General features: G+C 69.7%; 10 protein-coding genes and 1 pseudogene. 5 read left to right on the top strand and 6 right to left on the bottom strand.

The features are described 5' to 3' along the window. Together BST10_RS13255 and BST10_RS13250 are read left to right on the top strand one after the other, a co-directional pair. Positions 1–341 (top strand): MmpS family transport accessory protein (locus tag BST10_RS13255; RefSeq protein WP_242665670.1); only part of this gene is annotated, 341 nt, incomplete at its 5' end. Beyond that, the gene (locus BST10_RS13250) at positions 341–982 is read left to right on the top strand and encodes a DUF2561 family protein (protein ID WP_041319761.1); all 642 of its coding nucleotides are present in this window, start codon (positions 341–343) and stop codon (positions 980–982) included. The genes BST10_RS13255 and BST10_RS13250, both read left to right, overlap by 1 nt. A 6-nt stretch (positions 983–988) precedes the next feature. Here BST10_RS13250 and BST10_RS13245 read toward each other — a convergent pair whose 3' ends face one another. From BST10_RS13245 to ctaE, 5 genes are read right to left on the bottom strand one after another with little or no spacing between them, the layout of a single operon-like run. Continuing rightward, positions 989–1,609: a pyridoxine/pyridoxamine 5'-phosphate oxidase gene (locus tag BST10_RS13245; RefSeq protein ID WP_085975708.1), complete on the bottom strand. Its 621-nt coding sequence runs from the start codon at positions 1,607–1,609 to the stop codon at positions 989–991. A gap of 49 nt (positions 1,610–1,658) precedes the next feature. Continuing rightward, the gene (qcrB, locus tag BST10_RS13240; RefSeq protein WP_013828643.1) at positions 1,659–3,287 is read right to left on the bottom strand and encodes a cytochrome bc1 complex cytochrome b subunit; all 1,629 of its coding nucleotides are present in this window, start codon (positions 3,285–3,287) and stop codon (positions 1,659–1,661) included. Then, entirely contained in the window at positions 3,284–4,456 is a 1,173-nt protein-coding gene (gene qcrA, locus BST10_RS13235) for a cytochrome bc1 complex Rieske iron-sulfur subunit (RefSeq protein ID WP_083038226.1), read from the bottom strand. Before qcrA ends, qcrB begins: the two co-directional genes overlap by 4 nt. After that, positions 4,453–5,328 carry a cytochrome bc1 complex diheme cytochrome c subunit gene (gene qcrC / locus BST10_RS13230; protein WP_041317711.1) on the bottom strand — a complete coding sequence of 292 codons (876 nt, stop codon included), beginning with the start codon at positions 5,326–5,328 and terminating at the stop codon, positions 4,453–4,455. Before qcrC ends, qcrA begins: the two co-directional genes overlap by 4 nt. Then, positions 5,325–5,936: an aa3-type cytochrome oxidase subunit III gene (gene ctaE / locus BST10_RS13225; RefSeq protein WP_041317714.1), complete on the bottom strand. Its 612-nt coding sequence runs from the start codon at positions 5,934–5,936 to the stop codon at positions 5,325–5,327. The genes qcrC and ctaE overlap by 4 nt, the downstream gene beginning before the upstream one ends. A 139-nt stretch (positions 5,937–6,075) precedes the next feature. Between ctaE and trpD the strand changes: the two genes are divergently transcribed. Next, positions 6,076–7,158 (top strand): anthranilate phosphoribosyltransferase, encoded by a 1,083-nt coding sequence (trpD, locus tag BST10_RS23835; RefSeq protein ID WP_162097227.1) that lies wholly within the window; start codon positions 6,076–6,078, stop codon positions 7,156–7,158. Here the strand turns inward: trpD and BST10_RS13215 are convergent. Then, positions 7,096–8,934: pseudogene (locus BST10_RS13215) on the bottom strand (DEDD exonuclease domain-containing protein); the annotation flags it as partial. The gene trpD and the pseudogene BST10_RS13215 sit on opposite strands and share 63 nt — an antisense overlap. A gap of 80 nt (positions 8,935–9,014) precedes the next feature. Between BST10_RS13215 and BST10_RS24350 the strand changes: the two are divergent. Continuing rightward, entirely contained in the window at positions 9,015–9,335 is a 321-nt protein-coding gene (locus tag BST10_RS24350; protein WP_235673585.1) for a hypothetical protein, read from the top strand. Positions 9,336–9,496: 161 nt separating this feature from the next. After that, positions 9,497–10,654, top strand: coding sequence for a peptidoglycan hydrolase RipC (ripC, locus tag BST10_RS13205; RefSeq protein ID WP_083038222.1), 1,158 nt, complete (start codon positions 9,497–9,499; stop codon positions 10,652–10,654). Positions 10,655–10,681 lie beyond the last annotated feature (27 nt).

The following is a 10,681-nucleotide window of genomic DNA, read 5'->3' as shown; positions in this document are numbered from 1 at the left end:
CGCCGGTTGAGACCCCCGCCCCCGAACCGTCCACTACGACACCGGAGCCCACCACGACCACGCAGGCCAAGCCAATGCAGGTGACCTACTCGGTCACCGGCACCAAGGCACCGTTCGACCAGATCACGATCACCTACGTCGACGCATCCGGGCAACGGCGGACGCAGCGTAACGCCTACATTCCGTGGTCGTTGACGTTGACGCCGATCTCCCAGTCGGAGATCGGTTCGGTGGAGGCGTCCAGCATGCTGCGGCTGAGCAAGCTCAACTGCTCGATCACCAGCAGTGACGGCAGGGTGCTGTCCTCCAACAGCAACGACGCACCGGCGACGAGCTGCTGATGGTCGGCAGAAACATCGCGGACCGATTCGGCCACCCGGGGCAGTCCCCGGAGGTCACCGACCGCGTGCTGCTCGGTGTCTGCGCGGCGATCTGGCTGGCACTGCTGGGCATGAGCGTGGCGGCCACGGTCGCACTCGTCGACCTCGGGCGGGGTTTCGACCAGCCCACGGAGAGTTCCCACACCGGTCTGCTGTACATCGTCATCGGCGTCTCCGCTCTGGTCATCCTGGCCGCGATCCCGGTGCTGCTGCGAGCCCGGCAGGCCGGGCCGGCGCGGCGATCCGCCGGCTTCGCGCCGCCGGCGGCGGCCGGGCCGCGGCCACGGCCGGGGGCACCGCTGCCACAACGCGGGTTCGACGCTCCGGGTCGCCGGTCGGCCGCCACGCGACCGGCGTTGCTGCCCAACCAGGCGCAGGTGGACCGGGTGCTGCTGCGCGGCGTCACGGTACTCGGCAGCGCCTTCGGCGGTGCGTTGACCATGGTCGCCGCCGCGACCTATCTGATGGCGGTCGGCAAGGACACCGGCTCGTGGGTCTGCTACGGGCTGGCCGGCGCGATCACGCTCGCCATGCCGGTGATCCCGTGGCTGTATCTGCGCCGGCTGGGCGAGGTGCTCGAACTGCCGTCCCGGTTCGGCTGACGCCCCTTACGGCCACAGCAGCGTCGTGGCCCAGCTCTCGCCGTCGCGCTCGTAACGCAGCCTGCGGTGGCGCCGATCCGGGTCAGACTGCCAGAATTCGACGGTGTCGGCGCGTACCGCATAGGAGACCCAGTCGCCGGGGACCAGGGTGGGGGACCGGTCCAGCTCCAGGCGGGCCTTCGCCAGTGCCTCACTGATCTCGATGGGATCGCAGTAGGGCTGACTCTGGCGCCCGGTCAACGCCATCGCGCGGGCGCCCTCGGAGCGGGCCCGGAAGTCCTCGGCCGTCAGCTGCGGTGGGTCGGCATGCGCAACTCCCTCGACCCTGACCTGCCGGCCCAGTGCGGGCCAGTAGAACGTCAGCGCCACAGCGGGATTGCGTGCCAGCTCGGCGCCCTTGCGGCTCACCGAGCTGACCGCGAAATGCCATCCCGCGCCGTCGACGTCCTTGAGGATCAGGACCCGCGCCGACGGGCGCGGCCCGGCCGATCCGGACACCGTCGACACTGTCATGGCGTGCGGCTCAGCGACACCGGTGTCGACGGCGTGCAGCAGCCACTGGGTGAACAGCTCCACCGGATCCCCGGGTGCCCGCGCCGGATCGAACTCCGGCGCGGAACCGGTCAGAACCGGAAGCCCGCGCAGCAGGCCGCGCAGCTCGCCCGATCGCGCGGGGTCAGTGCTGCTGGCCGTTGCCGTCGCCGTCCTGGCGCTCGGCCAGCGCGGTCAGCGCGCGCCGTTCGCTGGCATGGGCGGCCTCGTTGAGCGCGGCGTCCTCGGAAGCCGGGTCCGCGGTCAGGAAGCTGCCCCGGCCGGGCGCGCCGCCCGAGCCGAGCTTGTTCATCCTCTTGGGCAGCGGCGCACCGGCGTACTCCAGCGGAATCGGGTGACCGTGCTCGTCGACCGGTCCCAGCGGCTGGTGCAACTCGATGTAGGCGCCGTGCGGCAACCGCTTGATGATGCCGGTCTCGACACCGTGCTCGAGCACGTCGCGGTCACTGCGCTGCAACCCGAGGCACCACCGGTAGGTGGCGAAGAACATGATCGGCGGCAGTATCACCATCCCGATGCGTCCGATCCAGGTCGTCGCATTCAGCGAGATGTGGAACTTCCACGCGATGATGTCGTTCATCGCCGCCAGGGTCAGCACCATGTAGAAGCTGATCGCCATCGCACCGATCCCGGTCCGGACCGGAGCGTCCCGCGGACGCTGCAGCAGGTTGTGGTGGGCGTAGTCCCCGGTGAACCGCTTCTCCAGGAACGGGTAGATGATCAGCAGGATGAAGACCGCGCCCATGATCAGCGCAACGCCGACCGAGCCGGGCACGGTGTGCCCGAAGGGGTAGAACTCCCATGCCGGCCAGAGCCGCGCCATCCCTTCGGTCCACATCATGTAGAAGTCCGGCTGGCTGCCTGCCGACACCTGAGATGGCCGGTAGGGCCCCAGGTTCCAGATCGCGTTGATCTGGAGCAGCCCGCCCATCAGGCCGAGGATGCCGGTGATGATGGCGAAGAACGCACCGGACTTGATCGCGAAGACCGGCAGCACCCGCACGCCGACCACGTTGCTCTCGGTGCGGCCGGGCCCGGGGAACTGGGTGTGCTTCTGGAACCACACCAGCGCCATGTGCACGCCGATCAGGGCCAGGATGATGCCCGGCAGCAGCAGGATGTGGAGGGCGTAGAGCCGGGGGATCAGGATGGTGCCCGGGAAGTCGCCGCCGAACAGCGCCCAGTGCAACCAGGTGCCGATGACCGGCATACCCAGCGTGATCGACGACAGTGCGGCCCGGATGCCGATACCGGACAGCAGGTCGTCGGGCAGCGAGTAGCCGAAGTAGCCCTCGAACATGGCCAGGATCAACAACAGTGACCCGACCACCCAGTTCGCCTCGCGAGGCCGGCGGAACGCGCCGGTGAAGAAGATGCGCGCCAGGTGCACCATGATCGACGCGGCGAACATCAGCGCCGCCCAGTGGTGCAGCTGCCGGACGAACAGCCCGCCGCGCACCTCGAAGGAGATGTTCAGTGCGGTTTCGTAGGCGCGCGACATCTGCACCCCGTTGAGCGGCTGATAGACGCCGTGGTAGATGACCTCGGCCATCGACGGGTCGAAGAACAGTGTCAGGTAGACACCGGACAGCAACAGGATGATGAAGCTGTACAACGCGATCTCGCCGAGCAGGAACGACCAATGCGTCGGGAAGACCTTGTTGAACTGGCGTCGCAGTGCCGCCGCCGGGTGGTAGCGGGTGTCGATGTCGTCTGCTTGGCGGGCGAGCAGATCGCCGATTGCAGGGCTCATGAGGTGCGCTCCCAGAAGGCCGGTCCGACAGGTTCGACGAAGTCGCCGTTGGCGACCAGATACCCATTGGTGTCAATGGTGATCGGCAGCTGGGCCAGTGCGCGCGCCGCCGGGCCGAAGACCGGCTTGGCGAAGTGCAGCGCATCGAACTGCGACTGGTGGCACGGGCACAGAATCCGGTAGGTCTGCTGCTCGAACAGCGATGACGGGCAGCCGAGGTGTGAGCAGATCTTCGTGTAGGCGAAGAAGTCGCCGAAGTTGAAGCTCTCCTGGCCCTTGCGCTTGACCACGTTGGGCATGTCGTCGGGCCGGATGCGGATCAGCATCACCGGGTTACGGACGCCCATCATGATCTCGGTGAGCTTCTCGCGCGACTCCTCGGTGGTGCCGTCGCCGTCGGACTCCCGCCACGGGAAGACGGTCTCCATGCCGCCGGCGTCGAGGTCTTCGGGGCGCATCTTGATGAACGGCGAATTGGTGCTGTGACCGGTGGCGCGGGCCAGGTAGATGGTCTCGCCGTGGTAGCGCGGGGTCCATCCCGAGGTCCACAGCATGGCCTTCTTGCCTTCGGCGGTGTCGACGACCGGCTTCCACGGGTTCTTGATCAGGCCGCCGGCCCCGGCCACCAGGGTGCCCAGCCCGAACGCGCCGAATCCGATGCCCAGCGACGCCCCGAGCAGCTTGCGCCGCCCGATCGTCGAGCCCTCGAATGCGTCGGTCAGCTGTGCCGCGACCGTCTTACGGTCCAGCTCGGCGGAGCTGCCGTCGTGGCGCTCCTGGATGGTGATCTCTTCGGGGATGAACTTCTTGACGAACATCACCGCGCCAATGCCGAGCAGCAGCACCGAGAGCCCGAAGGTCAGCCCGTAGAGCGGAGTGGCCAACGAGTAGGCGAACCCGCCCGCGGAGTCCACCGAGGCGTACTCCCAGGGCCAGAACACGAAGATCAGCAGCAGGGCGAGGCCGAAGCCGCCGGCGGCCAGAAACCAGCCGGCGACGCTACGCTCGGCCCGCTTCTCGGCCCGGGTGCCCTCGACCGGCCAGCGCGGCTCCTTGAAGATCGTCTCCACGCCGTCGATGCGGCCCCCGAGTGCCAGCAGCTCCTCGGTGTTCATCGCGGCCAGCTCGGCCGCGTCGGGAATGGCGGTGTCCTTGCCGACCTCGGTCATGAGCGTGCCCCGATCCACAAAGCCGCGCCGATGGCGGCGACCATCCCGACAATCCACATCACCATGCCCTCCGGCGCCGGACCGAAGCCGCCGAGCCCGTAACCGCCCGGATCATGTTCCTCGGTGACGGCTCTGACGTAGGCGATGATGTCCTTCTTCTCCTCCATGGAGATCTGCCGGTCGGAGAAGCGCGGCATGTTCTGCGGGCCGGTCACCATCGCGGTCAGGATCTGCTGCTCGTTGGCCGGTGCCAGGTCCGGGGCGTACTTGCCCGAGGACAGTGCGCCGCCCCGGCCGGTGAAGTTGTGGCAGGACGCGCAGTTGAGCCGGAACAGGTCGCCGCCGCGGCCCAGGTCGTCGCCGCGCAGCGAGGCCTGCGCGATGCTGCCGTCGGCGTCGCGGACCACGGTGGGGCCGCCGCCGTTGGCCTGCACGTAGGCGCCCAGGGCGTCGATCTGGTTGTCGTCGAAGAGCGGGTACTTGCGGGGTGCCTGGGCCTCACCGCGGGCTGCGGGCATCCGCCCGGTCGAGACCTGGAAGTAGACGGCGGCCTCGCCGACGCCGATCAGGCTCGGTCCACGTCCGGGCTCACCCTGCAGGTTGGCGCCGTGGCAGCTCACACACGAGGTGTCGAACAGTTGCTTGCCGGTGCGCAGCAGCGCCGAGGCGGACTCGTCGGCGACGGCCACCTGCGGGGTCGGGGTCACCACAGCGGCCAGTCCACCGGCCATGGCCAGCGCGACCAGCAGCAGCAGGCCGCCGGACAGTCGACGCCGGAGCCGACGCCGGGCGACGGTTTGGTTGTGGTGAGGTCGGGCCCACTTCCTCAGTGTCTTCAACCGGACACTCCTGTTCATCGGGCGGTTGGTCATCGGATGAAGTAGATCGTGGCGAACAGTGCGATCCACACGATGTCGACGAAGTGCCAGTAGTACGACACGACGATCGACGCGGTGGCCTGTGCCGGGGTGAACTTGCTCATCGTGGTGCGCAGCATCAGGAAGACGAATGCGATCAACCCGCCGATGACGTGCAGGCCGTGGAACCCGGTGGTCAGGTAGAACACGGTGCCGTAGGCGCTGGACGGGATCGTGGTGCCGTGCGAGATCAGGTGGTAGTACTCGTAGCCCTGACCGCAGACGAAGAACAAGCCCATCAGGAACGTCACCAGATACCACCGGCGCAGTCCGAACACGTCGCCGCGCTCGGCGGCGAACACGCCCATCTGGCAGGTGAACGACGAGGCGATCAGCACCAGCGTCACCGGCACCGACTGCCACAGGTTCAGCTCAGTCGGTGGTGGCGGCCAGGCGCCACCGGACTGTGCCCGGGCCGTGAAATACATGGCGAAAAGCCCGGCAAAGAACATCAACTCACTGGACAGCCACACGATGGTGCCCACGCTGACCATGTTGGGACGGTTCAGCGAATGCACACGCGACGTGATGGCAGTACCCGAGGACCCCACAGCGCTCGTCACATCCGCAAGTATGACGCTATGTAGTTGTAGATCTCCACCCGGGGCGGGCAATTCATCAGAAATGGTGTGGTGTAGGCCGTCACCTGCGGTATTTCCGGGCGGCTTTGGTGGCCGGTGGGCCGCGTGCGACGATCTGCGCGTGGTCGAGCCCGGTGGTGAGGCGCAGCCGATAGCGCAGATAGCACAGTGGCGGCAGGTGCTGGGGTGCCTCACGTCCGGCGCGGACCTCCCCCGGGGCCAGGCGGCCTGGGCGATGGAGCAGATCATGGCCGGTGCCGCCACGTCGGCCCAGATCGCGGCCTTCGGTGTGGCGATGCAGATGAAGGGCCCCAACGCTGCCGAGGTCGGGGAGCTGGCCGACGTCATGTTGGCGCACGGTCGCAAGGTTCCCACCGAGGAGATCGGCACCGAGACCGTCGACGTGGTGGGCACCGGCGGGGACGGCGCCAACACCGTGAACCTGTCCACGATGGCCGCGATCGTGGTGGCCGCCGCCGGGGTGCCGGTGGTCAAACACGGCAACCGGTCGGCCAGCTCGCTGTCCGGCGGCGCCGACACGCTCGAGGCGCTGGGGGTGCGCATCGATCTGGGCCCCGACGCCGTCGCGCGCAGCGTCGCCGAGGTCGGCATCGGGTTCTGCTTCGCGCCGCAGTTCCAGCCGTCCTACCGCAACGCATCGCTGGCGCGGCGCGAGATCGGCGTGCCGACGGTGTTCAACCTGCTGGGCCCGCTGACCAACCCGGCCAGGCCGCGGGCCGGCCTGATCGGCTGCGCGTTCGGTGATCTGGCCGAGGTGATGGCCGGGGTGTTCGCCGCCCGGCGGGCCAGCGTGCTGGTGGTGCACGGCGACGACGGCCTCGACGAACTGACCACGACCACGACCAGCACCATCTGGCGGGTGCAGGCCGGGACGATCGACCGGCTGACCTTCGACCCGGCCGGGTTCGGGTTCGCCCGCGCCGAGGTGCACGAGCTGCTCGGCGGCGACGCGCAGGCCAACGCCGAGGAGGCCCGGTCGGTGCTGGCCGGGGCGCCGGGTCCGGTACGCGACGCCGTGGTGCTCAATGCCGCCGGTGCGATCGTGGCGTATGCCGGCCTATCCAGCAGCGCTGAATGGCTGCCGGCCTGGGAGGACGGGCTGCAGCGCGCTGTCGCGGCGATAGACAGCGGTGCGGCCGAACAACTGCTCGCTCGTTGGGTCCGCTTCGGCACTCAGCTCTGAGGCCAGTCGGGCCGAGCGGGCCTGGGCCGCCCACGCCATCCACGCCCCGGCCGAGGCCAGCGGCTCTGCCCAGCCGCCGCCTTCGGCGGTGCCCTCGACCCGCACGATGCGCACTCCGGGAGCCGCCAGCCAGCGGGCGATGAGCGCGGTCTCCTCGACCAGTGCCCCGCCGGCCGGGGCGGGCTCGGGCCTCACCGCCTGGGCGCCCAGCGTGATCGCGTCGACGACCGGCATCGGCGGCACGCCGCGCGGCGCGTTGCCGGCGGCGGCCAGCCGGCCATGACGGATCACCGCGAGCCGCCACCCGCCGGTGCCGTCCGGGGCGGCGGCCACCAACTCCGGCAGCGCGGCCAGCGCGCGGGCGCGCTGGCTTCGCCACAGGATCTCAATGGTGGTCGCCGCAAGGTCGCGCAGTCGTGCGGCGCTCTCGTAGTGGCCCCGAGCGGCCAGCGCGGTCACCTGGTGCACCGCGGAGCGTAACGCGCTGTTGTCGGTGCCGTCGATCAACGCGGCGGCCCGCTGGACGGTTGCGGCGTACTGCGCGGCGGTGATGTCGGGCGCGGCGGGGCACGGGCTGACTTCGGCCGGCGGGCAGGTGTGCCGGCCAGTACGGCTCAACCGCGTTGTGCAGGTTCGGATTCCGGTGAAGCGTGCCAGCAGCGCGGCGGTCGCGGCGGCGTCGGCGCGGGAACGGAAGGGGCCGATCACCCGGTCGTGCCGGGGTGCGCGCACCACCGACAGCCGTGGGAAGGCCTCCTGCGACAGCGTGATCCACCACCACCGCCGCGGAAACTTCGACCGCCGGTTGTACGGCGGGGCGTGTGCGGCCAGCAGGCGCAGCTCGTGCACCCCGGCCTCCAGTGGGTGCGCGCATTCGACGTGGTCGATCCGCGTCGCCAGGGCCACCATCTCGGTGATGCGACTGCGCCGATCGGATCCGTTGAAGTACCCACCGGCCCGGCGGCGCAGGTCGGTGGCGGTGCCGATGTAGAGCACTTCGTCGGACGGCCCGCGGAACAGGTAGACACCCGGCCGGTGCGGAAGCGCCTCGGCCAGGGTGCGTTTGCGGCGCTGGGCCGGGGTGGCGTGCGACAGATAGGCGCGCAGGTCGGCGAAGGTGTGCACCCGCTGGTTGCCGACCCGCTCGATGAGGGCGTGCAGGACGTCGACGGTCGCGCGGGCATCATCGAGTGCCCGGTGGGTGGGTGTGGTGCTGACCGCGAACAGCCGGGCCAACTCGGCCAGTCGCACGCTGGGCGCCTCCTCACGACTGAGCACCCGGCGTGCCAGCCGGACCGTGCACAGCACCGGCGGCCGCGGCCAGCCCAGCCCGCAGCGTTGCGCGGCGGCGGTCAGGAACCCGACGTCGAACCCGGCGTTGTGGGCGACCAGCACGGTGTCATCGCCGCCCTTGCGGGCCGAGCCGAGCCCGGCGAACTCCAGAAACATCGGCAGGACGGCATCGATCGTGGGCGCGTCGTGCACCATCGCGGTGGTGATCCCGGTCAACCGGACGATCTGCGGCGGGATGCCGCGCTGCGGATTGATCAAGGTGGCGAACTCCCCCTCGACGACGCCGCCGCGCACCTTGACCGCGCCGATCTCGGTGATGGCGTCGACGGCGCCGTCGACGCCGGGGGAGGCGCGCGCGCCGGTGGTCTCCAGGTCCACCACCACGAAGGTGGTCTCCCGCAGTGCCTTGGCGGCCGGTGTGGCTTCGAGCTGGGCCTGGAGTTGCACAAAACTCAGCTGCCCGGCGTCAGCGCGCGACGTCATGGCCCGAACCTAGGCCGACGCACCGACAGCTGTCGGTGGGCACGGTTAGCGTGCCGGCAACCGATCGAGAGGAATCACCAATGGGACAGATCTCGGGCCACTCGGGCCACTCGGAGCGCACGGGCCACTCGGGCTACTCAGAGCGTACGGGCCACTCGGAGCGCACTGATGCACCGCGCGTCGACCCGGAGCCGGTGGTGATCGACTGTGACCACTGCGCGGTACGGGGACCCGCCTGCCGGGATTGCGTGGTCAGCGTGCTGCTGGGAGTGCCCACCGAGCTGCTGGAGGACGAGCGGGCGGCCCTGGACGTGCTCGCCGAGGCCGGGATGGCGCCGCGGTTGCGCCTGGTCCCGATTCGCCGGGACGGCAGCCCGGCGCGCCGCTCCGGCGTGGCCTGACCCCAGGGGCCCACCGCTTCGGGCCTCAGCCGAAGCCGGGTGTTAAAGTGGCAGCTCGCGATGGACAACGCCGTTGCCATTTCGTAACCTGTTCGAGACCTTACGTACTTTCGGCGGCGGCACGGCCACGTACCTCCCTGGGCAGTGTTAAGGATGCAATCTTGAAGCTCGAACGTATGCGGTGGAATCTGCGTGCTTTTAGGCGTCCTGCTCTCGGTGTCGCAACGGCCCTGGTGGTCGGCGCTACGACTCTGACCGGCACCTGGGCCGGCAGCGTGTATGCCGATCCGGCCGACGACGCGCTGGCGAAACTCAGCGAGTTGTCCCGCCAGGCCGAGCAGACCACCGAGGCGATGCACACCGCACAGCTCAACCTCGACCGGAAACTGGCCGAACAGCAGGCCGCGGACCGGGCACACTCCGACGACCAGGCCGCGCTCGCCGCCGCCAAGGAACAACTGTCCAGCTACCGTTCGGCGGTCAACAGGTTCGCCGCCACCACCTACATGGGTGGCCGGGTCGGGGGCATGGACGCCATCCTGACCGCCGAGTCACCGCAGCAGCTGATCGACAAGCTCGCCGTGCAGCGGGTGGTTGCCAGCGACCTGTCGGTGCAGCTGGAGCGGTTCCGGGCCGCCAACGAGCAGGCCGACCAGGCCGAGCAGGCGTCCGCCAAGTCGGCCGAGGAGGCCCGAACCGCAGCCGAGCAGGCCGCCGCGGTGCGCGCCGAACTACAGGCCAAGCAGAGCCGGCTGCAGCTGCAGATCTCGGTGGTCAAATCGCAGTACTACGCGCTCACGCCGCAGCAGCGCACCGCGATGGCCGAGCCCGGGCCGGTCCCGGAAGCCGCACCGGGCGAGCCCGGCCCCGACGGACAGCCCCCGGCTCCCGGATTCGGAATCCCCGGGTTCCCGATCCCCGGCTCCGATGCGCCACCCCCGATGGAGATGGGCGCGCCCGGCGGTGGAAGCGGCGGTGCCGCGACCGCCGTCCAAGCCGCGTTGACCCAGGTCGGCACCCCGTACGTCTGGGGCGGGGCCGCACCGGGTGGGTTCGACTGCTCGGGGCTGGTGATGTGGGCGTTCAACCAGGCCGGGATCAACCTGCCGCACTCCAGTCAGGCGCAGGCCAGCGGCGGACAGCCGGTGGCGCTGTCGGATCTGCAGCCGGGCGACGTGCTGACCTTCTACTCGGATGCCTCCCACTCCGGCATCTACGTCGGCGACGGCATGATGATCCACTCGTCCACCTACGGTCAGCCGGTCCGGGTGGTGCCGATGACCTCATCCGGCCCGATCCACAACGCGCGCCGTTACTGAGCGCCGCGGACTCCGCCGCCTGCTGGC

This window comes from Mycolicibacter algericus DSM 45454, assembly GCF_002086455.1.
GTDB lineage: Bacteria > Actinomycetota > Actinomycetes > Mycobacteriales > Mycobacteriaceae > Mycobacterium > Mycobacterium algericum.
This window is presented reverse-complemented; position numbering and strand designations above follow the sequence as displayed.

Coding starts and splice junctions, on each gene's coding strand:
- qcrA (WP_083038226.1), bottom strand. CDS start 4,456: ATGACCGAGGTCGGCAAGGACACCGCCATTCCCGACGCGGCCGAGCTG.
- BST10_RS13250 (WP_041319761.1), top strand. CDS start 341: ATGGTCGGCAGAAACATCGCGGACCGATTCGGCCACCCGGGGCAGTCC.
- qcrC (WP_041317711.1), bottom strand. CDS start 5,328: ATGACCAACCGCCCGATGAACAGGAGTGTCCGGTTGAAGACACTGAGG.
- BST10_RS24350 (WP_235673585.1), top strand. CDS start 9,015: ATGGGACAGATCTCGGGCCACTCGGGCCACTCGGAGCGCACGGGCCAC.
- qcrB (WP_013828643.1), bottom strand. CDS start 3,287: ATGAGCCCTGCAATCGGCGATCTGCTCGCCCGCCAAGCAGACGACATC.